23 protein-coding genes are annotated in these 24759 nt (G+C 69.5%); 14 read left to right on the top strand and 9 right to left on the bottom strand.

Translation table 11 applies throughout. From position 1 onward, the window contains the following. Positions 1 to 60 precede the first annotated feature (60 nt). The 4 genes from VFZ09_RS02515 to VFZ09_RS02500 all read left to right on the top strand — a co-directional run bounded on the left by VFZ09_RS02515 (position 61) and on the right by VFZ09_RS02500 (position 3547). Positions 61 to 489: a hypothetical protein gene (locus VFZ09_RS02515; protein ID WP_329725833.1), complete on the top strand. Its 429-nt coding sequence runs from the start codon at positions 61 to 63 to the stop codon at positions 487 to 489. 484 nt (positions 490 to 973) lie between these two features. Next, positions 974 to 1807 (top strand): hypothetical protein, encoded by an 834-nt coding sequence (locus tag VFZ09_RS02510; protein ID WP_329725832.1) that lies wholly within the window; start codon positions 974 to 976, stop codon positions 1805 to 1807. A gap of 335 nt (positions 1808 to 2142) precedes the next feature. Continuing rightward, the gene (locus VFZ09_RS02505) at positions 2143 to 2787 is read left to right on the top strand and encodes a DUF6310 domain-containing protein (protein WP_329725831.1); all 645 of its coding nucleotides are present in this window, start codon (positions 2143 to 2145) and stop codon (positions 2785 to 2787) included. Between the two features lies 1 nt (position 2788). After that, a complete protein-coding gene (locus tag VFZ09_RS02500) occupies positions 2789 to 3547 on the top strand; it encodes a DUF5953 family protein (RefSeq protein WP_329725830.1) in 759 nt (252 codons plus the stop codon). A 28-nt stretch (positions 3548 to 3575) separates the two neighbouring features. Here VFZ09_RS02500 and VFZ09_RS02495 read toward each other — a convergent pair whose 3' ends face one another. Further along, a complete protein-coding gene (locus VFZ09_RS02495; protein WP_329725829.1) occupies positions 3576 to 4526 on the bottom strand; it encodes a DUF2381 family protein in 951 nt (316 codons plus the stop codon). Between the two features lie 32 nt (positions 4527 to 4558). Next, positions 4559 to 6679 carry a serine/threonine protein kinase gene (locus VFZ09_RS02490; RefSeq protein ID WP_329725828.1) on the bottom strand — a complete coding sequence of 707 codons (2121 nt, stop codon included), beginning with the start codon at positions 6677 to 6679 and terminating at the stop codon, positions 4559 to 4561. Between the two features lie 499 nt (positions 6680 to 7178). Between VFZ09_RS02490 and VFZ09_RS02485 the strand changes: the two genes are divergently transcribed. Continuing rightward, on the top strand, positions 7179 to 7988 hold the full coding sequence (locus VFZ09_RS02485; protein WP_329725827.1) for a hypothetical protein: 810 nt from the start codon (positions 7179 to 7181) through the stop codon (positions 7986 to 7988). Between the two features lie 89 nt (positions 7989 to 8077). On the opposite strand, the gene VFZ09_RS02480 is transcribed toward VFZ09_RS02485, so the two are convergent. From VFZ09_RS02480 to VFZ09_RS02460, 5 genes are read right to left on the bottom strand one after another with little or no spacing between them, the layout of a single operon-like run. Further along, positions 8078 to 8590 carry a cupin domain-containing protein gene (locus tag VFZ09_RS02480; protein WP_329725826.1) on the bottom strand — a complete coding sequence of 171 codons (513 nt, stop codon included), beginning with the start codon at positions 8588 to 8590 and terminating at the stop codon, positions 8078 to 8080. A 40-nt stretch (positions 8591 to 8630) separates the two neighbouring features. Then, positions 8631 to 9668, bottom strand: a complete 1038-nt coding sequence (locus tag VFZ09_RS02475) for a hypothetical protein (protein ID WP_329725825.1) — start codon at positions 9666 to 9668, stop codon at positions 8631 to 8633. Positions 9669 to 9691: 23 nt separating this feature from the next. Continuing rightward, a complete protein-coding gene (locus VFZ09_RS02470) occupies positions 9692 to 10297 on the bottom strand; it encodes an IPT/TIG domain-containing protein (protein ID WP_329725824.1) in 606 nt (201 codons plus the stop codon). Positions 10298 to 10302: 5 nt separating this feature from the next. After that, positions 10303 to 11787 (bottom strand): VCBS repeat-containing protein, encoded by a 1485-nt coding sequence (locus tag VFZ09_RS02465; protein ID WP_329725823.1) that lies wholly within the window; start codon positions 11785 to 11787, stop codon positions 10303 to 10305. Further along, entirely contained in the window at positions 11784 to 15629 is a 3846-nt protein-coding gene (locus VFZ09_RS02460; protein WP_329725822.1) for a serine/threonine-protein kinase PknK, read from the bottom strand. Before VFZ09_RS02460 ends, VFZ09_RS02465 begins: the two co-directional genes overlap by 4 nt. Positions 15630 to 15768: 139 nt before the next feature. Here VFZ09_RS02460 and VFZ09_RS02455 point away from each other — a divergent pair, with 139 nt between their 5' ends. Together VFZ09_RS02455 and VFZ09_RS02450 are read left to right on the top strand one after the other, a co-directional pair. Next, a complete protein-coding gene (locus tag VFZ09_RS02455) occupies positions 15769 to 18330 on the top strand; it encodes an ABC transporter permease (protein ID WP_329725821.1) in 2562 nt (853 codons plus the stop codon). A 5-nt stretch (positions 18331 to 18335) separates the two neighbouring features. Next, positions 18336 to 18725, top strand: coding sequence for a response regulator (locus tag VFZ09_RS02450; RefSeq protein WP_329725820.1), 390 nt, complete (start codon positions 18336 to 18338; stop codon positions 18723 to 18725). A gap of 27 nt (positions 18726 to 18752) precedes the next feature. Here VFZ09_RS02450 and VFZ09_RS02445 read toward each other — a convergent pair whose 3' ends face one another. Then, positions 18753 to 19079, bottom strand: a complete 327-nt coding sequence (locus VFZ09_RS02445; RefSeq protein WP_329725819.1) for a PilZ domain-containing protein — start codon at positions 19077 to 19079, stop codon at positions 18753 to 18755. Positions 19080 to 19315: 236 nt separating this feature from the next. Here VFZ09_RS02445 and VFZ09_RS02440 point away from each other — a divergent pair, with 236 nt between their 5' ends. The 4 genes from VFZ09_RS02440 to VFZ09_RS02425 are packed head-to-tail and all read left to right on the top strand — an operon-like array spanning position 19316 to position 21611. Next, positions 19316 to 19765 carry a hypothetical protein gene (locus VFZ09_RS02440; RefSeq protein WP_329725818.1) on the top strand — a complete coding sequence of 150 codons (450 nt, stop codon included), beginning with the start codon at positions 19316 to 19318 and terminating at the stop codon, positions 19763 to 19765. Positions 19766 to 19774: 9 nt separating this feature from the next. Continuing rightward, positions 19775 to 20272, top strand: a complete 498-nt coding sequence (locus VFZ09_RS02435; protein WP_329725817.1) for an ATP-dependent helicase HrpB — start codon at positions 19775 to 19777, stop codon at positions 20270 to 20272. Positions 20273 to 20280: 8 nt separating this feature from the next. Beyond that, entirely contained in the window at positions 20281 to 21075 is a 795-nt protein-coding gene (locus VFZ09_RS02430; RefSeq protein ID WP_329725816.1) for a flagellar M-ring protein FliF, read from the top strand. A gap of 20 nt (positions 21076 to 21095) precedes the next feature. After that, positions 21096 to 21611: a hypothetical protein gene (locus VFZ09_RS02425; RefSeq protein WP_329725815.1), complete on the top strand. Its 516-nt coding sequence runs from the start codon at positions 21096 to 21098 to the stop codon at positions 21609 to 21611. A gap of 17 nt (positions 21612 to 21628) precedes the next feature. On the opposite strand, the gene VFZ09_RS02420 is transcribed toward VFZ09_RS02425, so the two are convergent. Further along, a complete protein-coding gene (locus VFZ09_RS02420) occupies positions 21629 to 22273 on the bottom strand; it encodes an antibiotic biosynthesis monooxygenase (protein WP_329725814.1) in 645 nt (214 codons plus the stop codon). Between the two features lie 193 nt (positions 22274 to 22466). On the opposite strand from VFZ09_RS02420, the gene sctQ reads away from it, so the two are divergent. The 3 genes from sctQ to sctR are packed head-to-tail and all read left to right on the top strand — an operon-like array spanning position 22467 to position 24756. Further along, positions 22467 to 23621 (top strand): type III secretion system cytoplasmic ring protein SctQ, encoded by a 1155-nt coding sequence (gene sctQ, locus VFZ09_RS02415; protein ID WP_329725813.1) that lies wholly within the window; start codon positions 22467 to 22469, stop codon positions 23619 to 23621. Between the two features lie 8 nt (positions 23622 to 23629). Next, positions 23630 to 24034, top strand: coding sequence for a flagellar biosynthetic protein FliO (locus VFZ09_RS02410; protein ID WP_329725812.1), 405 nt, complete (start codon positions 23630 to 23632; stop codon positions 24032 to 24034). Next, positions 24031 to 24756 (top strand): type III secretion system export apparatus subunit SctR, encoded by a 726-nt coding sequence (gene sctR / locus VFZ09_RS02405; protein ID WP_329725811.1) that lies wholly within the window; start codon positions 24031 to 24033, stop codon positions 24754 to 24756. Before VFZ09_RS02410 ends, sctR begins: the two co-directional genes overlap by 4 nt. The last annotated feature ends 3 nt before the right edge of the window (positions 24757 to 24759 follow it).

The raw sequence follows: 24759 nt of genomic DNA, 5'->3' as shown, positions 1-24759 counted from the left end.
CCGCCTCGCGGAACTCCTCCCCGAGTCGTGGGCCCAGCAGCAGGCTCAGCAGCGATAGGCTTGTCGACGCGCCATCCATCACGCGGCCACCGTGCCACTCTTCTTGGTGGCCGACACCATGGGCTGGACCGGAGGCTTACTCAGGAGCTGACGCGCGCCTCCAAGGAGGAGTGCTGGTCCGCGCTCGCACAGGCGCTGGTGGACGGGGACACTCCCACCTTCCTCTCCGCGTTCTCCGAGGCCCTGGCCAGCCACGAGGCCCGCACCGAGAAGCTGGCGCGCGGCTTCACCCAGCGCGAGGACCACTTCGGCGCGCATCGGCACCTGTGGTTCGAGGGACTCGCCCTGCTCCGGCTCGCGCGCCGGCGCGGGCTCGACGTGCCCAACGAGCGCTACCGCTACTGCCCACCCCTGGCCCAGGTGCCAATGACCGAGCCGTACCAGGGCGACTGGGTCACCCGGCTCGGCGATGCGGTCTCGGGAGCATAGGAAAGACAGGGGCCATGCGCGCGGCCAGCCCGCCTGGCTGGCGCTGGCGGCGTCAGGAGAAAACCCCGGCTCGCTCGATGGCGCCCGGGACTTTGCGACATCCCTTGCTACAGCCCCCCGGAAAGCTGCGTCCTTTCCGGGAGATACGGAGTGGAGGCGGCGGGAATCGAACCCGTGAACAAGGCGATGGAAAACCCTAAGCAGGACGCGCTGTTACCCGCTATCGCCTTGATTCTCCTCGGGTTCGTCATCCCGCCCCGTCCCACCCCGTTCCCTCGCGTTCCACCCCTTTCCCCGCTGGCGGGGCACACTGGGGGCACATGCTGGCAGCCCTGTGGCCACACGCGTCATGGCTACCGCCCGAGGGAACTGCCCCCCCGCAGCAAGAATTTTCGGCATCAAGCACGTACCGAGTCGATACGCGGTCTCAAGCAGAATGCAGCAGAGACGAAGTGGTGGTAATCGTCAGGAGCGCAGTTGCCGGGTGTTCTTGATTCTTGAGGGATGCATGCACGTGACGCCTGATGGACTAGATGCTGTGATGAAGGACTGGGACGCTGATGGCGAACTGATGGCGCACAGACATTACGCATCACTTGCCGCCTTCATTCGCATTTGCGACGAGCTTGAGCCGCACTTGTCGCCGGGGGCATTGGCTCCTCGCTTGGCGGAGTGGATAGCAGCAATCGAGGGCGCACGGGGATTCTTGGCGGAATGGAGAAATACCGGAACGGTCTTCCAGTCGCTCAAAGCTGCGCCTCTATTCAACGCCGCTAGCATTGCGCGAGAAGCATGGCGTGGCCCACAAACTGGCCCTGTCCGCCAACTGTCTTTCATTCACGACACAAAGCTTCGCCGAATTGCCGAGCGCGATTACGCAACCCTTCAGGAAGCACTACGTCTTCGCACGCCCAAGGTTGCTCTTGTCTTCGCCGGCTGTGTAGTCGAAGCAATCCTCGTCGACCTGTTGGAAACGGAGCAAAAACGCCTTGAGGCAATCGACGTAAAGAAGGCCAGCAAGAGCCTGGCTGGGAAAATCGAAAATGGAAGAAAGTCACTTAAATTGCCAAATGAGTGGGAACTTGTCGACATGATAGCCATGTGCGGTCCTAATGGACTGAACATATTGGATGCGACCAATGTTACCGCTGCAACTCTGTCACGAATCGAGCGCAACTTGGTTCATCCTAATGTAGAGCGACAGGAGACTGCCGAGCTTTCCTATAGTGATGCCGTGATAGCAGCCGGTGTCGCCGAGAAAGTCGTTGAGGCGGCTCAGTCATTTCGTGCTCAGACACAAGCAGGCGCCGTGCTCTGAACCACGATCCGGCCATGCGTCTCCGAGCGTGCTTTGCACTTCTGCTCTTTCTCTCAGCCTGTACGACGACCCCCCCAAGCCCAAGAGAGCCAGCGGCCCGCGACCCGAGGCTCGCCAACCTCCAGCGCGCGGCGAAGCTGCCCTGGACGGATGGGGGGCGTTGCGCCGTCCGCGAAGCTTCCGAGCCCTGGCCCGAGCTGGCAGAGAGGTGCTTCTATGCCCTCGACCATGACCGGGTTGAGTTTCACGACCTCACAGGACGATGCGCGGTGGCCTCTGCCGGTGCCGCTGCCCTGGGGGTCGGGGTTTGTGTCCTGGCGGCACCGGAGATCGTCGTGGGAGCGGTGATCGTCGCGGGCGTGGTGGTGGTGGGCTTCGCAATCTCAGAGGCGTTGGAGGCTTACGAAAAGAGGGGCCGTCCCCAGGTTCGGCCGCCGCCTACGTTGCCCGAGACGCGGCCCGTGCCTGAAACGCGCCCCGTGCCAGAAGTGAAGCCCGTGCCTGTAACGAAGCCCGCCCCGCCGAAGCCCTCGCCGAAAAAAAGGCCCAAGCCGGAGCCAGCAGGGCAGGACTGGCCGCCCCCGTTGCCACCCGAAGTCACGGAGCGAAACCGCCGCCCGGAGTGCGAGCCTCGACCGGTGAATCACCGTGGCGGTCATGACCCGCACAACGAATGCGCCGACAAAATTCCAAACAACAGCTTCCCCGGCTGGGATGTGCGCGTCAACGGGAAGGATTACGACGGGCTGCAATTGGCCACGCTCACTCTGTGGGACGTCAAGACGGATAATTTCGACAAGCACTCACCACACTCCCAGAAGTTTTTTGCCCGGATGAAACTGCCGGAACTACAACGGGAGAAAAGACTCGCAGAGGCCTGTGGGTATAACTTTGTCGTTGGTGTGAAAAGCGCCGCGCATAAAGCCGCGCTTGAGAAATTGGATCGAAACCTCAACATTGAAATCATGGACTGGTGCTGACATGGCGGTTTTCTCGGATGAACTTGGCATCATCGTTTATGCACCTGCTCTCGTGGGCGAAGATAGGCGGCCTCTCGCTATCATTCATGGAATGGAGGGCGCGCTTCCCGGTTTGCGGCTGGGTTGGACGCTCTCTGAAAAAGAGGAGTTCATTGCGCTGCCCCATCGCGATGAGTGGGTCACGGCTAACAAGATCGACGGTGGGTTTCCGTTCCTTTGCAACGATGACAAAAGCCGCCCGGTGACGCTGACCGCGTGGGAGAACCCGAACGGGCTTGCCGCAAGGAGCCCGCCGCACTTTGAAATCCATGGTTCGCTACATCTGGACGTGGCAGGCATTGCAGCGGCGATGGATGTGCTAGCGGCCATCGGGGAAGGTGCTCGTGCTTTCTGGGGGCTCGCAACGCCTTCCGACGCGGCTGTTGAGATTTCGCAGCAGACCAGAGATCCGGTTCGTAAGCCGGGGAGCCCGCCACGGGGACTACCAGCGCTCAAGATCGCAGAGCACATGCGCTCGTCTGAGATTCCGCACTGCCTCGGGTGGGTGAATTACTGGTCCGCCGCTGCCGCAGAAGCCATCGGCTTTCCGGACCCGGCCCGCGACGCGGAGCTGCTGTCACGCGCACGGCGCACCGCGACGGGCGGGTGGGTCGTGCAGCTCACCGATGCGCCGCTCGACCTGGACAACCCCGCCCACCTGGACGCGCTCAAACGGGCCTACGAGCGCTTTCCGGAGATTGGCGGGCGCGCAGCCCCTTGAGACTCGGCACGGCTCGCGCTGGCCGTGCTCAGGGCCCCGCCTGCTGGCTCACCGGGAAGGTGACGTTCCCGAGGGTGAAGGTGCGCGGCCCCTGTGCTTCCCAGAGCTTGAGGGTGCAGGGGCAGCCGAGCTGCGCGCGCTCCCCCTTCAAACCCACCACGACGGCACCGGCACCATTCGCGGGGATGGGTGCCTCTTGCCACCGCGTAAGCTCCACCTCTTCCCCCGCCTTGTCCACCAGTGCCGCCCCCGCCAGCGTCCAGGGTTCAGCACCGGGGTTAAGTAGGCCCAGCCGTACAGCTACGCTTGCCGGGCGGCTCTCGCCCGTGGGCGTGTAGCTGTAGCTCCAGGCCCCCTTCAGTATGAGCGCGTTGGCTGGCGGCACCGTCAGGAAGTCAAGCTTCTTGGACGCCACGACCCCAGCACCCTCCAGCCATGCGGCACCCAGGAGCCCGCCCGGCTCCTCACGCTCGGCCAGAAGCCGCGCCTTGTCCTCCTGGCACTGGTGCGTTTCGGCCTGTGCTTCGTCACGCTCTTTCTCGCACACGTCGGGCGGGCGCGGCTGCCGGAACACATACACCCGGCGCGTCCCCTTTGCCGCATGGCCCACGAGCCAGAAGCTCGCGCTCGCCGGTGCCGCGCCATCCGCGAAGCGCACCGTCACCTTTACCCGCTCCCCTGGCAGATAATCCCCCTTGGGCATGACGTGGAGGCTCAGCCCCTCCTGCCCGAGTGCCCAATCCGCGAGGCGTCCCACGGGCTGAAACTCCACCGCCCCCACAGCGACGCGGGAGTCAAAGACGAAGGTCGTCGTCTCGTCCGCGCTCGCGCACACGTCGGGAGCCACCTCCGGGGAGCCTGCGGCCAAGTCAAAACGCGCCGTCGCTGCGCAGCGGGGGACGGGGGGCGGTTCTGAGGCTTGCGCAGCACCAGCGAGCAGGGCGGCCAGCAGGACGGCACCGGGAGAGGGGGGCAGCACGGAAACTCAACCTCCAAAGGGCAAGGTAATAATCAGGGCTGCCCGACAGGCACTTCGAGAAGAACGCGCGTGGGTGTCTTGGCGTTGCCGGGCGTGCTTCCGGGAGTGAGGCAGACGCCCAAGCCGGGGGGGCAAAGAAATTCCTTGCCGTGCTCGTCCCCAAAGGACGCGCCTTGAAAGCCGAGGCCACCGCCTCTAATGCCAGCAACGAAACACACAGGGAAAGTCCCCACGCCTGGAATCTTCGCCTCGGTGAAGGTGCCGAAAAGGCGGTTGTCTCCGAGCTTCCACTGTCCAAGTAGCAGGGTCCCGGCAGGTAGATTGCCCACGGCACCATAGATGCCGGTTTGGAGGGTAGCGGGGCCATCCTTCACCCTGGCCGCCTCTCCGGCTTCTCCCTTGTACCCTTTGACCGTGGCGGTCTCGTCGCGGCCAGTGACGTTGAACCGTTCGTGGGTCTCCCGCCAACCCTGGGGGCAGGTAATCTCGGGGGGCACGGTGCGCACCTGGGAGGCGGGCGCGGTGCATCCCCCGTCGAGCAGCGCACAGACCGCCACGGCTGCGGGCTTCACCGGCAAGCGGAACCCCGCACCTTGCGTCTGCGTTTTCGGCGTTTCGTTCTTGGGCGTCTGAGCGGACGTGCGAAGCATGGCGTTAGCGGTAGACGCGGGAAGTTGAGCCCCAACGGGTGTCGCGTCTCCTCCGGCGAGAGATTCCAGCGCCTTTGCATCGGGCGCCACTTCACGACCGCACACGCCTGCGTCGGTAGCGTGAGGGCCCGGGGACGTGGACGGTAGCGGCAACTCGGGTCGGGTCTCGCTGGTGCGTCCCGTAGGGCCAGGTCCCCCCAGGTTCGCGCCCACCAACAGGGTAACGACGGCCACCGTCAGCACGGCCCCAATGACCCCGAGACGCCACGCTGCGCGTTGAGGGGGTGGACCTGCGGCAGGCTCGAGTTCGCGTGCTGGCGGCACCGGGGCGCTCATTACGGGCGGCTCGTGCTCCACTGGGGCCGGGTCCACGCGCGGCGCTTCCACCATGGGGAGCTTGTCCTGGTTCGCGGCTGCGGCCAGGGGCCGAGGGCCTGCTACCGCAGCAGGCACGAAGAGCACGGGTGCCGCGTTCCGCGAGGGCTGCCCGCGCCGGGGGCGCCGCTTCACCAGCTTTAGAAACATGCGCCGCTGTTCGTTCGGCTCCTGCTTTGCCGGGTCATCGAGCGTCGTTGTCGTCTGCGGATCAAGCGGATTTACGAGCGGCGGCTCCCAGGTCGCGTCGTTCTCCGCGTTGGACAGGGACTCATTCAGAGCCGCGCACAGTGTCGCAACCAACGGGAAGCGGTCCTCTGGCCGCTCCGCGAGCATCTTCATGCACAGCAGCGAGGCGGCCAGCGGCACGCGGGGGTTGACGACGTGCGGCGCGTCGGGCCGCTGAGTCAAGATACGCTCGCGCAGCCCGTCCAGGCCCCCTTCATCCGTGCGCTCGCCAAAGGGCAGCGCATCCGTCAGCAGCCAGTAATAAGTCACGCCCAATGCCCACATCTCATCGGTGGGCCCGTACTCGTATTGACCCGTGCCGTCCGGGTTGGCGCGCTGAAAGCGTATCTGCTCGGGAGAGCGGAATTCCTCTGTCCCGGGCGGGAGCTGCGAGCCGGTGACAGTCGGGGCACTGGCCAGAGAACCAATCCCGAAATCAATCAGGATCGGGCGCTCGTTCCCTTCCCGAATGACGATGTTCTCCGGCTTCACATCGCGATGAAACACACCCGCCGCGTGTACCTCCCCGAGCGTCAATGCCGCGTCCAGGATGATGCGCGTCGCCTTCCGAGCCGACGGGTTTCGCTTGTAGGCAAACGTCCAAAGCGTGTCCCCCGGCACGTATTCCATCACGATATAGGGATGGCCGATAACCGGGTCCGGCCAGAAATCCGAACCCACGTAGCGGACGACGCCGGGGTTCTCCAGGTGAATGAGAATGCCGATCTCCCGCTTGCCCCGCCCGTCCAGCTTGGGGATTAGAAGGAGCTTCAACGCGAAGAAGCAGCCCCCGCGCTCGACCTTGTAGACGATGCCGAGGCCCCCCGCGCCCAAGAACCCCACGACCTTGTAATCTCCGATCATCTCGCCGATGTCCGGGTGGCTGAGTGTCAGTCCCACGCGCTACCTCACCTCGTAGATGGGGGAGCGTACCATGACCGCAAGGATGCGGCTCTCCCGGTGGGACCGGGGCGGCAGGTGGACCCCTCCAAAGCTCGCGACCGCTCCAAACAAGTCGGAAACTAATTTTGCACGGATTGCGCGATCAGGCCCGAGTCAGGGAAATCAGTACAGAAATGTTCCCTACATGTGTGGGTTAACCAGGCCGCTCGTGCGCGGCATGTGCCCTTGCAGGACTCGGCAAGGCGCGGACCTGTTGACCACTCACGCACGACGGTTCGGCATGGCCCGTCATTACCGGGTCTGTCCTGGGGCATCGGGCGGTATCGGGGCGCGGTGGTGGCCCAGGCGGTGGCGCGGTGGTGGCTCTGCTTGGTTGCCCGGCTGCACTCTTGCCGATCACCCCTCACGCGTTGTTCGTGGCCTGGACACGCTGGGTGCGCACGGACTGGCCACGGCGCCGCTGTGCATGCCCTTCCTCTCGCACCCGGAGCCCCAAGTGGCCGCCGCTGCCCTGCGCGCCATCAGCAGGATGCGTCTGCCACTGGAACCGGGCGTACTCCAGCGCGCACTCGGCTCGGGAGAACCCCTGCTGCGTGACGCCGCCATCATGGCGGGGCTGATGGGCGGCCACCGCAGCGCCTGGGCCGCCTGCCGGGCCGCGGTCGAATCGCGAGCCCCCGCTGTCCGGCTCCCGCTGCTGCTGCTGGGCCTGGGCGGCGATGAGCGGGACGCGAAGTTGCTGCTAGAGCTGCTCTCCGACGAGGTGCTTCAGGCGGATGTCCTGTGGGCGCTGGGCTTCACCGGCCGCGTGGCCGCCGCCGACGCCTGCCTGGAGTTGATGTGGAAAAAGCCTGTCGCAGCACTTGCGGGTGAGGCCTTCAGTGCCATCACCGGACTGCGCATCGAGGGCCCGTACGCCGCCAGCCCCGAGGAGTCAGAAGAGTCCATTCCCCTGGAACAGGAGGACCTCGATGCCGACCTCGTGCCAAAGCCAGAGGACGCGCTGCCGCTCCCCCAGGCCTCCGCCGTGGCCGCAGGGTGGCAGGAAGTCCGCCCCAACCTGGACCCGCAGCAGCGCTACCTCGCGGGACAACCCTTCACGCCACAAGCGCTGTTGGACGCGCTCACCCGTGCACCCATGCGTCGCCGCCACGCCCTGGCCCTGGAACTGGCACTTCGCAGCCGGGGAGCCATCCAAGTACCGACGCGTGCCTTCGTGGAGCACCAGGTTTCCGCTTTGAAGCAGGCACGTTCGGCCTCTCCCTCCACGTTCAGCCGGCCCTTCGCCGACGGGCTTCGGAGCTGAGCATCAAGTCCTGATGCGCTCAGCGCATCCGAGGAGGAGCACCAGAGCGGCGCCTTCGTTCCCCTAGCGCCGAAGCTTCCTTGCTGCTGTCACCGTGGGTCCTTGCTCTCGGGAAGGGTGATCGTCTCCAGCTGGTCGAGCGGACAGAAGGAGAGGGTCCCGCCGACACGGATCATGCGCTTGTTGTGGCGCGGGAAGTCGGCGACCTCCATCTCCCGGCGCTCGCCGCCGGAGAGGTAGACGAGGTCCTCGGAGAAGGGGTTGCGCAGGTGGTGCCCGACGGACGGGGCGGCGAAGCCGAGGAAGTCACCCGGGCCCACCTCGTGCTGCGTGTCGTCGAGCTCGGCGATGCCGCGGCCGGACAGCACGTACATCCACTCCTCCTCCAGCTGGTGCGAGTGGAAGACGAAGGACTCCTTGCCGGGAGGGATGCGCAGCAGGTGGACACCCGTGCGGCGCATGCCCACGAGCTCGCTCAGCGAGTGGCCGCGGATCTCCGAGTTCGGATTGAGCGGGTGCTGCTGGGACTGCTCGGTGGCGAGGGTGCGGTCGGCGGCGCGGGAGAGCGGGGACTTCGGTGCCGCGGGCTTCTTCTCGGACATGGGAGCCTCCGGGTGGGGAGCCTCCCATCATGCCCGTGGTTCAGTCGAACCAGGCAGGGCGGACGTGGAACTCGGGGTAGGCCTTCGCCTCGAGCGGCCTCCCGGGGCGGTGGACGAGCTTGATCATCGCCCAGCGCAGGAGATGGCTCGGGATGCGCAGCCCGGGCAGGAGCACCCGTGCGTCCTCACCGAGCCACGCCACGACCCCGTCACGCTTCTCCGGCGTGCAGAGGCCCCAGGAGACGAGGCGGTCGAAGAGGAAGGGAATCCGCGGCTCGTCTGGCTCCAGCAGCCCGATGCCGAGGCCCACCGAGGGCTGGAGGCCGTCCGCCACGTCGAGGTAGAGTTCCACCTCGCTCGAGCTCTGGAAGGGCTTGAGCATGCGCTCCACGTCGGCGCGCCGGCCCGGCCAGCCGAGGCGGGACAGGTAGGCCCACACCTTCCGGGAGGGCATCGTCAGCACCAGCCGGATGGAGCGCGTGCCCCGGACGTAGGTGGGGGCGACGTGCGACAGCGCGCCTCCGGTGGGAATCTCGTCGAAGCAGCGCTCGAGCGTGCGGCGGACCTCCGGCTCCAGCGGGCCCTGCCCGAGCAGCTCCAGTGAGCGCCACACGGTGCGGCGGATGGGATGACCCTCGGGAAGCGCGCCTCGCGTCAGGCGGCGGTGGGCGTAGTCCGGCTGCACGCACACCGTGGTGAAGGGCTGGGGCTCATGCGGCGCGGGCCGGTCGTGGTCGAACTCCAGCCAGATGCAGGGGACCTCCGCGTGAAGCGGGCTGCCCTCGGGTGCCCACGCGGCGCAGAACGCGCGGACGCCGTCCCAGAGGGGGCCGGAGCGCCCGGGCGGGGCCGCACCCCGTTCGCGAGCCAGCTCTTCTCCGCCCCAGGTGGGTGTGAGGGTCCCGATGAAGTCCACCTGGGAGGCGTCCGCGGCCAGCCGGCACTCGAAGGAGAAGTTCCGCAGCGACGGGAGCCGGTGCGTGAGGGGCTCGAAGCGCGCCATCGTCCGCCGGGGCACGAGCACCTCCGGAACGCGCGGTGCCAGCCAGGCGAACGTCTTCGGGACCGAGGGAACCACGGCGCGCCTCCCGTCCAGTGGGCCTACTTCTTCGGCGTCTTCGCCCGCGTCTTCCGGGCCGGGGCCGTCTTCGCGCCGGAGGCCTTCCGGGCCGGGCTCTTCTTCGCCGCGGTGGCGGTGCGCTTGCTGCCGCTGCTCGCGTTCACCGTGAAGCCCATGCTGAGCGTGGAGGTCGCATCCTGGTTGGAGGTGACGCGGACGGTGTACGGGCCCGGGGGCAGGTTCGCGGCGAGCGCGAGCGTGCCCGTGGCCTGGCTCTTCGCCTCGCCGGCCCCGGTCACCTCCTGGAGGGTGATGGGCACCTTCTGGGTGTTGTTCTCGATGTCGGCCGTCATCGGGTCCGTGAAGTACTGCCCGGTGAGCGTGACCTCGAGCGTCTGTCCCTGGCGGCCCGACGCCGGGCTGATGCTCGTGAGGTTGATGGCCGGCACGAACCAGAAGCCGATGAAGGGGCTCGTGCGCAGCTCGTCCATCAGCGCCTGGGAGACCTGCCGGGGATCCCTGTTCTTGATGAGGTTCTGGTGCTTCGCCGAGAGGCCCGCCTGCTTCATGGTCTTCTTCGGGTTCTCCGCGAACGCGCGCTGCAGCTTCTCGTTGGTCGTGAGGTCGTGGATGAACTTCACCAGCATGGGCTTCAATCCTTGGAGGGGGTCCCGCAGCCCGGGACGGTGGCATAGGAAGAGTAGATGAAATCGCCGAGCGAGCAGTCCTGGTTGGCCATGACCACGTCCACCGAGAGGGGATGGGTATAGGTCACCTGGAGCGTGTCCCCGGGCGCGAGCCGCCGGGCGAAGGAGATCCACGGTGCACCGGGGACGGTGGTGTAGCCGCGGGGGGGCACCGGCTTGCCGTTGCGGATCACCCGCGAGATGCCGCCGACGAGGGGGAGCGGGAGCGTCACCACGGCCTGCGAGCGCGTGAGGGTGGTGCTCCAGGAGCCGGGGCAGGTGAAGCGCTGCCGCAGGTCCGCCGCGTCGAGCGCCTGGATGATGCCTTGGGTGCCGCGCGCCGAGGTGAGCGCGGGCTGGCTCGCGAAGGTGGAGCCCTGGCCCAGGTAGAGCTGGAAGAAGCCGCTCTCGGGTGTCACGCCGCCCCAGGAGCCTCCGAGCAGATCCGTCATGCCATCGCCGTTGACGTCCGCCAGCTTCACGCCGGAGCCGAGGTTGATGGGCGTGGACGTCCACACGGGCTGGCCGGCATCGGGAGCGGGGACATAGGCCTCGTAGCGGGGCGGGGTGCCGGCGTCGCCGCTCATGAAGCCCTGCACGTTGTTGCGTGAGACGACGAGGGTCCACGTGTCCTGTGTGCCCACGGGGCCCGCGGAGACATAGGGCACCAGGTCTCCCTCGCGCGAGCTCCACCCGGGCGTGGTGGGCAGGGAGATGCCACCGTCCGCGCCAGCGCTTCCGGGGAACACCATCACCTGGGACGTGCCGACCACCAGGTCCAGGAACCCATCCTGCTGCACGTCGGTGAAGAGGACTCCGCCGCCGGTACCTCCGGGCTTCGAGCGCCAACCGGGCTTCGGGGAGAGGGTCCCGCCCTGGTTGAAGTAGATGCGCGCGGAGCCGCCGAGCAGGGGCATGATGTCCGAGGTGGCCAGGTCCAACCGGCCATCCCCGTTCGCATCCCCCAGCGCGCAGGCGAACGAGCTGTAGGTGTCCTTCGAGCGGAAGGAGGGGCTCTTCTCCAGGGTGCCGCGCTGGTTGAAGTAGACCTTGACGCCGCCGCTGCCCCAGGGCTTTCCGAGGGTGGACACCGCGACGTCCAGCCACCCATCGCCGTTGATGTCGCCCACGGCGAGGTTCATGTGGGCGTCCGAATCCGAGGAGACCCAGTCCGGCCGTTGCAGCGTGCCGAAGAAGTCGTTCTCCCGGGTGTTCAGGTAGACGGCCAGTGGTTGGAGTCCCTGATCGTTCCCGCTCGCGGTGATGAGGTCCGGGTAGCCGTCACCGTTGATGTCGGCCAGGGCGAGCCCGGTCTCGTAGAGGCCCATGGGGGCGCTCTGGAGATCGGGCTGGGTGGCGTAGGGGATGGGCGTGCCACCATCCACGGACGTCGGAGCCGGGGTGGCGGACAGGGCGAGCGCTGCCAGCGGCAGCGGGAAGATCCAGCTCATCGGACTCCTGGGGCCGAGTGGCCCGGGGCGAAGGTGGAGGCCCAGCGCGCGGGCTCGGCGATGCCGTGGGAGGTCATCACCGCGTGGGCGGCCTCGATGAGGGCACGGCCCTCGTCTCCACCGATGAGGCCTCCCAGGTGGTGGCGGGCGATGGCCGCGTGGACCGCCATGCCCGTGGCCTCGAAGCCCTGGAGGGCCGAGGTCAGGTGCGAACGCGCTCCCGCCGGGTCCCCCCGGAGACGGGCGATGCTGGCCCGGAGCAGGTGGGCCATCGGAACGCAGTCACTGCGCCCCTGACGGGAGATGAACTCCACGTCCTTCTCGGCGCTCGCGAGCAGTTTCTCCCGGGCGCCCGTGTCGTGCTCGGCGTGCGCGAGCGCGCCGCATGCGCGCACGGTGTACATCCTCATCCGGCCCACCAGGGCGCGGAGGAACTGCGCGGACTTCACCTTGGGCCACATCCGGGTGATGCGCTGCCACGCCCGCGCGTGCTGTCCCTGGTAGAGGTCGGCCCAGGCCTCCACGAGGAAGACGGAGATGTGCTGGATGGTGCCCGTCCGGGGCCAGGAGGCGGCGAGCTCCCGCATGCGCTGGCAGGTGCCCTCGGCGTCTCCGGTGGCGAGCAGTCCCATGCCGGTGCCGAGCAGCGCCGTCATCTGGGAGTACGCGTCGCCCTGCTCCACGGCCACGCGGTACCAATCGCCGCCGTGCTCGCGCAGCGCCGTCATCTGGTGTGTGAGGTCCAGGGCGAGCATCGCCATGGCGCGCGCCATGCCGCCCTCCCAGAGCGTGTCCCGGCGGCTCTCGCGCATCCGCTCCAGGCCGGCCTCCGCCTGGACGAGCGTCTCGGCCCACTGGCCCACGGTGAGTGAGCGGACGCCGCGGAAGATGTCCGCCAGGCCGAGCAGCTCGGGTGTGTTCAGCCGCTGCGCCAGCGCCACACCGCGCTCGAGGTCTCGGGTGCCCGACTCCAGCGCGCCCGGGGAGCCCTGGAACAACCAGGTGCCGCCGAAGGCGATGAGTGGACGGGCCACGCGCTGGGGCTCTCCCGCGTCGAGCGCCAGCAGCAGGCTCCGGAGCTGGAAGAGCAGGCCGCGCGTGGGCTCCACGTTGATCAACGCCCGCGCCAGGGCCCAGAGCAGATCGATGCGCTGGAGCTGGAGGGGGGGCACCTCGGACTCGGGCCGCTCGGTGAACTCGATGCCGCGCAGCTTGAGCCGGGCCAGAAGCCAGACGACCTCCAGCACCGCGCGGGCCGTGGAGCGCGGGTAGCTCAGGCCGAGCCGCTCGAGCACGGGCCCGAGCAGCGCGGTGCCGTCGTCGATGCGCCCACCCACCATGTAGTGCTCGATGGCGCGGCACTGGAGGTCCAGCCACTCGTGGGCAGGGGCGTCCTCGGCGAGGCGGAGGAAGAGGGGCGCCGCTTCGGTGCCGCGGCCGGCGAGCGCGAGGGTCTCGGCCCGGGCGCGCTCCAGCTCGCGGCGCGGGGGCAGACCGGAGACCGGCGTGCCCTGGCTCCACTCGAGGGCGAAGCCATACAGCTCGGCGGCCCGGGCGAAGGCGAGTGCCTCGCGGGCGCGCTCGGCGGCGCTGAGGGCGTGGAGGGAGGCGCGGACGAGCTCGCCCGCCCCGTGGAGGTGCAGCGCGAGCCGCTCGGGATCCGGCTGGGGCTGGGCCTCGAGCACCTCGGCGAGCCGGCGGTGATGGCCCTGGATGGCGGGGGCCTGGAGGGTCTCCACGAGCCGCTCGCGGATGCGGTCATGGCTCACCTCCAGGTCGACACCGCCGGGGGTGGCGCGGGTGCGGAGCAGGTGGGCGGAGCGCAGCAGGGCGAGCGACGACAGCGTGGCCTGGGAGGGCCGGGCCGCGTCCAGCGCGAGCGTCTGCTCCAGGGGATGACCGGCCACGGCGAGGAGCTCGAGGAGCTGGCGCGCGCCCTCGGGCAGCTGGTGGACGCGGGCGTCGACGACGCGGCCGAGCGACAGCTCTCCCGAAGTGGCGCGCTCGCTGTCCGAGGTGACGTAGCGCACGAACTCCTCGGCCAGCAGCGGGCTGCCTCCGGCTTCCCGGGCGATGCGCTCGGCCTGGGCGCGCGCCGCGGGGTCCTCCACGCCGAGCCGTTCCAGGGCGAGGCGCGCGGAGTCCTCGGGCGAGAGGGGCGGCAGGGCCACCTCCACGGGCGGGACGGTCCACGACAGCGGCTCCAACAGCTGGCGCAGCGCCTCCAGGCAGGGGCTGTTCGCGGCCTCGTCGCTCCGGTAGCTGAGGACGAGCAGCAGGGGCGGCGCGAAGGGAGGCGACAACAGCTCCGCGAGGAAGCGGGCGCTGTCGAGGTCCCCCCACTGGAGGTCATCCAGCAGCAGCACCAGGGGCTTGTGCGAGGAGATCCGCCGCAGCAACTCCTTGAGCACGCGCACGGCGAGGGCACGGGCCTGGAGGGGATCCTCCGGGAGGGGCTCCGCGTGCTCCTGGGACAGGGCGTCCTCGTTGAGCCGGAGGACGGGGAAGAGGCGGGAGAGGGCCTGGAAGTGCTCGGGGAAGAGTCCGTGCACCTGCTCGCGGGGGAGCTGCGAGATGGCGCGGCTGAGCGAGTCCATCAGGCTGTCGAGCGCCTTGTACGGGACGGACTCGCGCTCGTAGCAACGGCCGGAGACGACGAGGGCACGTCCCTCGCGGCGCAGCTCCTGGGCGAAGGCCTCGAGCAGCGCGCTCTTGCCGAGACCGGCCAGGCCGTGGACGCGGGCCAGCACCGTCTCGCCCGCGGCGCCGCGCGAGGCGGCGGCATGCAACGAGGCCAGCTCCTTCTCGCGGCCCACCAGACGGAGTTCGCGAGCGGTGGGGGCGGGGGCCCCGGGGGCGTCCTGGCCGCCGAGCCGGCGCAGGACCTCGGCGCCGGAGGGGCGGGCGGCGGGGTCCTCGCGGAGCAGGTCCTCGCAGAGGGAGACGAGGTCGGCGGGCGGGTCCACCACGAAGCGCGAGATGGGGGCGGCACCGTGCCGCTGGGCCTGCCGCATCTCGTGCATGTTGCCGGTGAAGGGCCGCTGCCCGGTGAGACACTCGTAGAGCATCACGCCCACGGAGTACCAGTCGGTGGCCTCGGTGGTGGGCTGGAGGTCCCACTGCTCGGGGGCCATGTACGGCGGCGAGCCGGCGAGGGGCTCGGGGGAGCTCATCGACGCCGAGGGGTACATCAGCGGCTTGGCGAGCCCGAAGTCGAGGATGACGACGCGGCCCTGGGGCGTGACGCGGACGTTGGAGGGCTTGAGGTCGCGGTGGACGAGCCCGGAGGCGTGGAGTGCGCGCAGGCCCGTGACGAGCTCGCGGAACACCGGGCGGAGGCGCCCGGCGTCGACGGTGCGGGTGGGCGCGTCGGGGAGGACGAGCGCCTGGGAGCCGGTGGTGGCGTTGAGGCTGGTGGCGGTGTCCTCGTCCGGTGACGAGTGGCTCGCGCCGCTGTCCAGCTTCGGGTGGCGCTGGGGGCTGGTGACGGTGTCCTCGTGTGGGGTCGAGGGCTCCGCCTTCTCCGAGGGCCGCAGCCGCAGGGAGTCGAGGAAGGCGTGGCCCTCGATGAGCTCCATGGTGAAGAACCAGGTGGAGCCCTCGGAGAACAGCTCGTAGAGGGTGACGAGGTTCGGGTGGACGATCTCCGTGAGGAGGCGGAACTCCTGCTTGAAGCGGTAGAGCGAGCCGGGCGACGCCTTGTGCAGTGTCTTGAGGGCCACGACGGAGCCGGTGCGGCGATCGAGCGCCTCGCACACGATGCCGAAGCCACCCACGCCCAGGGTCCGTCTGACCTCGAAACGCTCGTTGCCCGCGAAGCCTTGCTGTTCAGCGACTCTCACTGGCCCCTCCCCGGTGATGTGCGCGCCGACGCTACCCCACGCGTCCTGGGGCAGGAAGCAAAGCGCCAGGTTTGATGCGCCTGCCTGCCCTTCATCCGAGCACCCCAGGCCCCCACGGAGCGGGTAAGGTGGCCGGGACATGCTCTCGCTGCTCCGGCTCGTCTCCCTGCGTCACATCCTGGGTGCACCGCTGCGCACTGGCCTCACGGTGCTGGGCGTGGCCGTGGGCGTGGCGACGATGGTGGGGGTGATGTCCATCAACGGCTCGGTGCTGGATGCGTTCCGCTCGACGGTGGATGCCATCGCGGGGAAGGCGGACCTGACGGTGGCGGGCACGCAGGTGGGCTTCGACGAGTCCGTGCTGGAGCGGGTGCGGGCGGTGCCCGGTGTCACGCATGCCTCGGGGGCGCTGACGGTGATCGTCCCGGTGAAGGGCGCGCCGGGCGAGCGCCTCTACGTGATGGGCGTGGACCTGCTGGATGACGGCCACTTCCGCACGTACGAGGGCGTGGACAGGGACCTGGGCGGGCTGTCGGACGACCTGGAGTTCCTCAACTCGACGGACCGGATGCTCGTGTCGGAGCGCTTCGCGCGCGAGCGGGGGCTGAAGGTGGGGGACGGCTTCCAGCTCATCACCGGGAGCGGGCCGCAGGACTTCGTGGTGCACGCGCTCATCCGCGAAGCGGGGCCGGTGAAGGCCTTTGGCGGCTCGGTGGGCGTGATGGACGTGGCGTCGGCGCAGGCGGCCTTCGGGCGCGAGCGGACGTTGGACCGCATCGACGTGGCGGTGGACGCGGCGGTGGGCGTGGACGCGGTGCGCGAGCGCCTGCGCTCGGCCCTGGGCGGAGGCTTCGAGGTGGAGCGCCCGTCGCGCCGGGGCGGCTCGGTGGCGACCATGGTGCGCAGCTTCCAGATGGGGCTGAACCTGGGCTCCGGGGTGGCGCTGCTGGTGGGGGTGTTCCTCGTCTACAACACCATCGCCATCAGCGTGGTGCAGCGGCGCAGGGAGATTGGAACGCTGCGGGCGCTGGGGGCCACGCGCCTGCGCATCCGGGCCCTCTTCACGCTGGAGGCGGTGGTGCTGGGCGGGGTGGGGACGGTGCTGGGGCTGCCGCTGGGCGTACTCGTCGGCCGGCTCGCCATCGGCTGGGTGTCCGGGGCCATCTCCAGCCTCTACATCCAGGTGAACGCGCGGGACGTGACGGTGGGCCCGTGGGAGCTGGGCCTGGGCGTGGCGCTCGGCGTGCTGGGCAGTGGCTTCGCGGCCCTGAGGCCGGCGCTGCAGGCCTCGAGCGTGCTCCCGGTGGAGGCGCTGCGCCGGGACGCGGCCCAGGGGGCTGGAGTGGGGGGCTCGCGCCTGCCCACGGTGCTCGGCGTGGGGTGCCTGCTGCTCGTCTACCCGTCCACGTGGCTGCCCGCGCCCGTGGAGAACCTGCCCGTAGGCGGCTACATCTCCATCTTCCTGGTGCTGATGGGGACCACGCTGCTGGCCCCGGGGGTGCTGCGCCTCTTGTGGCACGTCTACCATCGCCCGGGCGAGGCCCTGCTGGGCGTGAGTGGCCGGCTGGCGGCGGACAACTTCGCGCGAGCGCCCGCGCGCACGGCGGTCCCGGTGTCGGCGCTGGCCATTGGCGTGGCCATGGCGGTGTGCATCGCCGGCTTCGTGGGCTCCTTCCGCTCCGCGGCGCACCGGTGGTTGGATCAGTCGGTGCCGGCGGACCTCTTCCTCACCTCGGCGGCGCGCATCGCGGGCAGCCGCAACCAGCCCATGGCCCCGGAGCTGGCCGAGGAGCTCGCGGCGCTGCCCGGCGTCTCCGAAGTCGACCGGGTGCGCGTGCTGCCCCATGACGTGCTCGGGCTGCGCGCCTACGTCATCTCGCTGATTCCCGAGATCTACGAGAGCCACGGCAAGCCGCGGCTGCTGGAGGGCCGCCTGCCCACGCGCGAGGAGCGGCTGGCCGGACGGGTCATCATCTCGGAGAACCTCTCGCGGCGCCGGGACCTGCACGTGGAGGACACCTTCGAGATGTCCACGCCCACGGGCGCGCGCACCTACACGGTGGCGGCGGTGGCGGTGGACTACACCTCGGACCAGGGCGTCGTTTTCCTGGCGCGCGAGGTGTACCAGGCGCATTTCCAGGATGACCGGGTGGACACCTTCGAGCTGTACCTCGCGGACCGCTCGAGGCTGGACGAGCTGCGCCGCACCATCACGGAGCGGTGGGGCGAGCGCCACCAGCTCTACGTGCTGAGCAACGCGGACCTGCGTCAGGAGGCCACGGCGCTCATCGACGAGGCCTTCTCCGTGTCCTATGCGATGGAGGTGGTGGCGGTGCTGCTGGCGCTCTTGGGGGTGGTCAACACGTTGCTGGCGGCGGTGTTGGACCGGACCCGGGAGATTGGCCTGTTGAGGGCGGTGGGGGCGGCCCGGTCCCACATCGTCCGGCTGTTCGTCGGGGAGGCGGCCTTCATCGGCCTGTCAGGTGGGCTCATCGGAGCGCTGGCGGGCCTTTGGATGGGGGTTCTCATCACCGATGTGGTAGGCGGTCAGGCCACGGGGTGGAGCTTTCCCTATATTTTTCCCGCCCGGCTGGCTGGGGTGATGGGGGTCGTCTCGACCCTGTGCGCCATCGTGGCCGGGCTGTATCCTGCGCGTCGTGCCGCCACCCTGAACGTGGTGGAGGCGCTCGCATACGAGTGAGTCCCATGGGTGCCAACCTGCAGAATCCCTTCCACATCCTCCTGGTCGAGGACGAGCCCGTCATCCGGGAGCTCGTGCGTTCCATGCTGAGCGACGGGGCCGTGGAGGTGGTGTGCGCGGCCAATGGCATCGAGGGCTTGAAGCTGGCCAAGAGCCGCCCCTTCCAGCTCGTGCTGATGGACGTGGTGCTGCCGCAGCTGGACGGCATCTCGGTGTGCCGGATGCTCAAGAGCGACCCGTCGACGTCGAAGGTGCCCGTCTACATGCTCACCGCCAAGTCCAAGAAGTCGGACATGGAGAGCGCCACCATGGCGGGAGCGGACGGCTACATCCAGAAGCCCTTCAAGGGCGCGGAGCTGATGGCGCTGGTGGAGCGGCTGCGCCGGGTGGTGTGAGGCCGGAAGGGTGAGGCCGGGCCCGGCTCAGGGCAGGCGCGGGTGGAGGTAGCGCGCCAGCAGCAGGAAGTGATCCCAGTCCAGGTCGGCGAACTCGAGCGCCACGCCGTGGGCCGCGCGGCGGACGATGTTGCACGTGGCGGTGATGTCCCCGATGCCGGGCAGCGGCAGGGTGAGGGACAGCTGCTTCACGGAGTCCGGGGGGTGGCCGTGGAGGAACAGGCCCGCCATGGACAGGTCGCGCGCCTTGACGAGCACGGTGCGCTCGCCCAGGTGCACCTTCACCATCCAGTTGGCGTCCACGCGCGGGTGGTAGCGCTCCTGGAGTCGGAGGGGAGAGTTGGACGGCGTCATGGGGAACCTCCTCGGGGTGCGACAGGGAGCTACAGTCTGGAGCAGCCCGGGGGGGTCGCAACTTTTCGGCCGGGGCCCGGCCGCGCCCGCTGACCGTCCACGCACGCGGATGCGCGCTCCACGCGGTGGAGGGTTGGCGGGGTGGGGGAGCGGCCATGTGCCCGGGAAGACTGCGCTCGTTGGCTGGCACGTGGGCTGAAGAAGCCCCGGCGCAACCCAAGCGCAGGAGGCTTCACGTGGAGAACGGCAATCGGATTGGCTCGCTGTCCATCACCCCCACCGTGGCGAGGCAGACGCCGCGGAACGACTTCGGCACGGTGTTCGCGCGCTCGGCGCAGGAGGTGGTGAAGGCGGGGGCGGGAATCGCGGCGTCGCTGATGCCGGGGAACCCGATGGTGAGCGCGGCGGTGGCGAGCGTCAGCTCGGTGGTGTCGTCGACGGCGTCGTCGGTGCAGGGCGTGTCGGCGGCGGGAGCGGGAGGAGTGGGGGGGACGGCGGGGCAGGGCGAGCAGTGGGATCTGCTGGCGGCGCAGCGGGAGATGCAGGCCGAGGGGGCGAAGATGAACCTGGCCTACATGAACCTGCAGAACGAGATGCAGGCGGAGAGCCGGGCGCACAACGCCATCTCCAACATCATGAAGGTGCGGCACGACTCGGCGAAGGCCGCCATCAACAACATCCGGTAGGGGCGCGCCATGGCCATCGACAAGGTGGGGGCGATTGGCGGGGCGGGAGCGACGCCCGCGCTGGAGCCCTCGGGGAAGGCGCGGTTCGGCGAGGTGCTGGAGGGGGTGAAGGGCCCGGCGAAGCAGCCGGGGCCCCGGGTCGCCAGTGAGGGCACCCCCCAGCAGACGTCCACGGAGAAGACGGAGGCGGCGCGAGGGAAGTGCGAGGTGGAGGGGGCGGGGAAGGCCGCGGGGGGGGCGTCGGAGGTGCGGGCCGGGGTGCGGGTGGACTCGGTGCAGGCGGCGAGGTCCCAGCAGGCGGTGCAGGTGCTGGACCGGGTGACGGAGGCGCAGAAGCGGCTGGACAACATCCTGGCGCTGGCCGAGTCCGGCAAGTCGTTCTCTCCGGCCGAGCTGCTGGCCGTCCAGGCCCACGTGTACCGCGCGAGTCAGGAGCTCGATCTCGCGGGGAAGGTCGTCGAGAAGGCGACGGGTGGCGTCAAGCAGGTGCTGCAGACGCAGGTGTGAGGACTCCCATGGACATGCGACGCTGTCTCTTGCTGCTGCTCCTGTGCGCCACGGGGTGCAGGGAGCGCATTCAACACGGCCTGGACGAGCGCCAGGCCAACGAGTTGCAGACGGTGCTCGTCGAGCGGGGGCTCGACGCGCGCAAGGTGCCCGAGGCGGGCAAGAAGCCCACGTGGGCCATCGAGGTGACGGAGGAGCAGTCCTCGGACGCGGTGCGGATTCTGGCGGAGCTGGGGTTGCCGAGGCCCGTGGCGGACGAGGGCTGTGACGTCTTCGGAGGAGGAGGGCTGGTGCGGACGCCGGTGGAGGAGCAGCTCTGCCGGGTGAGGGTGATGGAGCAGGGGCTGGAGAAGACGCTCCAGACGGTGGAGGGGGTGCTCCTGGCGCGAGTGCACCTGGTGGTGCCCCCGCCGCCGAGGCCCGGACAGCCGCCAGTGCCCGCGAAGGCCTCGGCGATGCTGCGCGTGGCGCCCGGCTACGCGGAGACGATCAAGGGCTCGCGGGAGCTGCTGCGCGCCCTGCTCGCGGGAGGTGTGGAGGGGCTCGCTCCCGAGTCGGTGTCGCTCATGGTGGACGAGGTGTCCACGCGGGTGGTGGCGCCCACGCCCGGGGCTTCTCCGCTGACGCGGCTGCGGGTGCTGCTGGCGGTGTTGTCGCTGGCGGTCACGGGGCTGTCGGTGGGGTTGATCCTCATGACGCTGCGTCTGCGGCACTACCGCGCGATGGCGGAAGCGAAGCCCGTGGCTCCACCTGCTCCCACGCGTCCGGTGGTGACGGCCGGGGCCGCACGCAAGGTGGCGTGAGCTTCCGGGAGGGATGAGCCATGGATGTGACGCGCATCGAGCGCCCGGGTGCCAGGACGCCAGGGCCCGAGCAGACGGTGGTGGTCCGGGTGCCTCGGAGTCCACCGCCGGAGCCAGCGAGGAGACCGGCGTATCCGGAGCCGGTAAAGGGCTCGCTTCCGGTCTCGCTGCTCGTGGAGCGGATTGCCCTGGTGGCGCTGGTGTTCGGGCGGGAGCGGGCGGGGGTGCTGCTCGAGGGGTTGAGGGAGCCGGAGGCGCGGGAGGCGAAGAACCACCTGGCCGGGTTCACCGCGCTCTCCTCGGCGAGGCGGCAGGCGCGGGTGGCGGTGGAGTTCGGAGTGCGGCCGGATGCCGCGGCGCGGCTGCGGGCGGTGATGGAGGAGGCGCCGGAGGTCCTGAGACGGGAGCTCTTCCGGAGGCTGCCGCCCTATCACCGCAACCTCTTTCCGGAGCGCCAGGTGGAGCCGCCCGACGCGGCGGCCACCCCGGCGGTGTGTGCACTGGCCGAGCGGCTCTTCCGCGAAGCCACGCGCTGAGACCCACTGCATCCGGCTCAGTCCTCGCTGGTGCCGGAGACCTCGTAGCGCCGGAAGTCCGTGGCGCGCGCCAGCGTGGCCGCGCGCTCCTGCAGTGCGCGCTGTCCCGCCGTGGACAGGGCTGCTTCCAGCTCCGCCTCGCCGCGCCACTGCGAGTACACCGCGACCCGCTCCCCATCCAGGCTGCGGTGCAGCGCCGCACCCACCCTCCCCGCGACTTCGGACTCGAGCTCCTCGCGGAGCAGCGCCACCAGGGCCTCCTGGCGCGCGGGCTCCACCGTGTCCACCCGCAGCGTGACGAGCACCGGGCTGGGCCAGCGGATCTCCAGTGGCTGCCCGCGCGTGGTCATCACCACCTCGTAGGCATGCGGGTCCGTGGACATCTCGAAGTACCGGTAGTTGTGGAGGTGCTGCTGGAACTCGGGAGTCCGACGGCCCGCCTCGAGCGCCTCCATGCTCCGCCACTGGGCATGGTTGAAGAAGCGCACCCCATCGAGGCTCCGGTGGAAGTTGGCCGAGATGGCCCCGGGCTGGCGCTTGCCGTACCAGTACATGTCCCCCAACTGCACCCGCGTCAGTCCGAGCTGGTCCCTCGGGTTGACCGTGAAGAGGTTGATCAGCGTCACGTATTCGCTCACCGCGTGGGCGCGAATGATCCCCATGGCCTGCCTCCTGTGTTCGCCTTGGCCAGCCCGTAGGGTACGTGCACCAGACCCGGCGGAACACCGATTCCGGGCCTGAGACTCCCCGTCCCGAGTCGGGACGGCTCCTGACCTCCAACCCCTCGATTTCGCGGGCACGGCCGTTGGCATCGGCCGTGAACAGGAGTGGTGCGTCCGCGGCACGGAGCGAACCATGCAGAGTCCCTTCGGAGAGAGCAGCCAGTCCACGACGTTGAAGCCGATGACGCTGCGCCGGCTCGGCACGCGCCGGTTGGCACGGGCCCACGTGACGCTGCACGAGCGGCCCCAGGTGGTGCGGCTCGCGAGGCAGGCGTTGCAGGGCGTGTGCGAGGCACTCGGACGGGAGCTGGGGTGCCCCGTCCGAGCCGAGGCGCGATTGCTGGAGGCGGTGGTGATGCCGGCGGCGGGGTTGGCGCACACGGCGGCCTTCGCGCTGGTGGAGCTGTCGGCGACGGGAGGGATGGGGGTGCTGGAGCTGGAGCCGCCGGTGCTCTTCGCCGCGCTGGAGCGCCTGGCGGGGGCGGGGACGAAGCCCGGACCCATCACGGAGCTGACGCGCCTGGAGGAAGCCTCCTTCGCCTTCCTGGGCCTGTCGGCGCTGTGCGCGCTGCGTGGCCAGCCGGAGTTGGAGCGGAGATTCGGTCCGCGCCTCGTCGGGGTGACGATGAATCGCACGGAGGCGTTGACGCGCCTCGATGCCCGGCAGCGTCACCTGGGCGTGGAGCTGACGGTGACGGTGGGACAGACGACGGCGGGGGGGCGGCTGGTCCTGCCCGCGGTGGTGCTCGAAGGGGCGTTGAAGGAGCTGCCCGCGGAGCGAGACGTGGAGCTCGCGCCCGAGGTGCTGGCGGCGCGGCTGGAGGCCCGCTGCTTCGTGGGCAGCACATCGCTGCCGCGCACGGCGCTGGAGTCACTCGGGCCGGGGGATGTCGTGCTCTTCGACGGGCTGCGCCAGGAGGGCACGGGCCTGTCGGGTCCCGGGCGCCTCGCCCTGCGCGGCTTCGAGCTGACGGGTGACTTCACGCCCGAGGGTTTCTCGTTGAACCACGCGCGCAGGCGCGGACTTTTCCAGGAGTCGGACATGGCGACCGTAGTCGAGCGGAGCGAGGGAATGCCCCCGTTGCCGGTGGAAGTGGAGATCGAGCTGACGCGGCTGCTGCTGCCGCTCTCGGAGCTGGCGGGGCTGAAGCCGGGCGCACTGCTGCCGCTGCACATCAACGCGAGCGAGCCGGTGCTGCTGCGAGTGGGAGACCGGGCGGTAGCGCGGGCGGAGTTGGTGGACATCGAGGGAGAGGTGGGGGCCCGCATCCTCACCCTGCTGCCGTGAGCGCGCCGATGAAGACCCTGTTCGACTCCGTGTCTCCGAGAAACAAGCTGCTGCTGGCGCTGGGGCTCGTGCTCGGGCTGGCGGCGCTGGCACCCCTGGGAGGCGTCTCGGCGGCCGTGTTGGCCCGGTGGCTGTTGGGGGCCGCGGCCCTGGGGGGCCTGGGGTGGTGGCTCATGCGGCGTGGACGGGCCGATGTCCGCTTCGCCCTCACCGAGCGCATGAGGGTGGTGTCCAGGACGGGCCTGTCGCAGCGTTGCGGATTGGCACTGGTGGAGGTGGAGGGGAGCCGCTACCTGGTGGCCTTCGGGGACTCCTTCGCGGAGATCCGCCGGGCGCACACGCCGGTGCGGGTGAAGACCCGGTCGAGGCGGCGCGCGGTGGCCCGCTCCCACGAGAAGGAGACCTTGTCATGAGCCGCGTGTTGCTCGTGTCGGGCGTGCTCCTTCCCGGGCTGGCCTTGGCGGCGGAGACACCGCTCTCGCAGCTGTCCTTCGCCGGCAGCCCGTTGTCGATGATGGGGATGCTGGCGCTGATGTCGCTGCTGCCGTTCGCGGTGCTGATGCTGACGAGCTTCTCGAAGATCGCCGTGGTGCTGTCACTGGCGCGCTCGGCGATGGGAACGCAGCAGGCACCGCCCACCATCGTTCTCACGGGGCTCGCGGCGGTGCTGACGGGGCACATCATGGCGCCGGTGATGGAGCGCATGTACGACGTGGGGCAGGCCGTCTACCAGGACGTCGGCTCCGGTGCGCAGATCCTCAGCGCGGCGGGCAGGGTGACCGAGCCGCTGCGTACCTTCCTGGTGAAGCATGGCAGTCCGGAGGAGCGGGCCCGCTTCCTGGACCTGGCGCGCGAGCTGCGGCCGCCGGACGAAGCCGACGCGGTGCACGAGGACGATCTCTTCGTGGTCATTCCCGCCTTCGTCATCACGGAGCTGACGGAGGCCTTCCAGATTGGCTTCCTCGTCTTCCTGCCGTTCCTCGTGCTGGACATGGTTGTCGCCAACATCCTGCTCGCGCTCGGCATGCAGTCGTTGTCTCCGAGCCAGGTGAGCCTGCCTTTCAAGATCCTCCTCTTCGTCGCCGTGGATGGCTGGGCGCTGCTCGCGCGGGGCCTCATCCTCGGCTACCGGTGATGC

Source organism: Archangium sp., assembly GCF_036277355.1.
GTDB lineage: Bacteria > Myxococcota > Myxococcia > Myxococcales > Myxococcaceae > Archangium.
Note: the sequence above shows the minus strand (reverse complement) of the source record. Positions and strands in the feature narration are given on the sequence as shown.

What these genes read in the sequence shown, in the direction of transcription:
- VFZ09_RS02500 (WP_329725830.1), top strand. Translation starts at nt 2,789, where the DNA reads ATGGCGGTTTTCTCGGATGAACTTGGCATCATCGTTTATGCACCTGCT.
- VFZ09_RS02480 (WP_329725826.1), bottom strand. Translation starts at nt 8,590, where the DNA reads ATGTCCGAGAAGAAGCCCGCGGCACCGAAGTCCCCGCTCTCCCGCGCC.
- VFZ09_RS02470 (WP_329725824.1), bottom strand. Translation starts at nt 10,297, where the DNA reads ATGCTGGTGAAGTTCATCCACGACCTCACGACCAACGAGAAGCTGCAG.
- VFZ09_RS02465 (WP_329725823.1), bottom strand. Translation starts at nt 11,787, where the DNA reads ATGAGCTGGATCTTCCCGCTGCCGCTGGCAGCGCTCGCCCTGTCCGCC.
- VFZ09_RS02455 (WP_329725821.1), top strand. Translation starts at nt 15,769, where the DNA reads ATGCTCTCGCTGCTCCGGCTCGTCTCCCTGCGTCACATCCTGGGTGCA.
- VFZ09_RS02450 (WP_329725820.1), top strand. Translation starts at nt 18,336, where the DNA reads ATGGGTGCCAACCTGCAGAATCCCTTCCACATCCTCCTGGTCGAGGAC.
- VFZ09_RS02445 (WP_329725819.1), bottom strand. Translation starts at nt 19,079, where the DNA reads ATGACGCCGTCCAACTCTCCCCTCCGACTCCAGGAGCGCTACCACCCG.
- VFZ09_RS02435 (WP_329725817.1), top strand. Translation starts at nt 19,775, where the DNA reads ATGGCCATCGACAAGGTGGGGGCGATTGGCGGGGCGGGAGCGACGCCC.
- VFZ09_RS02430 (WP_329725816.1), top strand. Translation starts at nt 20,281, where the DNA reads ATGGACATGCGACGCTGTCTCTTGCTGCTGCTCCTGTGCGCCACGGGG.
- VFZ09_RS02425 (WP_329725815.1), top strand. Translation starts at nt 21,096, where the DNA reads ATGGATGTGACGCGCATCGAGCGCCCGGGTGCCAGGACGCCAGGGCCC.
- VFZ09_RS02420 (WP_329725814.1), bottom strand. Translation starts at nt 22,273, where the DNA reads ATGGGGATCATTCGCGCCCACGCGGTGAGCGAATACGTGACGCTGATC.
- sctQ (WP_329725813.1), top strand. Translation starts at nt 22,467, where the DNA reads ATGCAGAGTCCCTTCGGAGAGAGCAGCCAGTCCACGACGTTGAAGCCG.
- VFZ09_RS02410 (WP_329725812.1), top strand. Translation starts at nt 23,630, where the DNA reads ATGAAGACCCTGTTCGACTCCGTGTCTCCGAGAAACAAGCTGCTGCTG.
- sctR (WP_329725811.1), top strand. Translation starts at nt 24,031, where the DNA reads ATGAGCCGCGTGTTGCTCGTGTCGGGCGTGCTCCTTCCCGGGCTGGCC.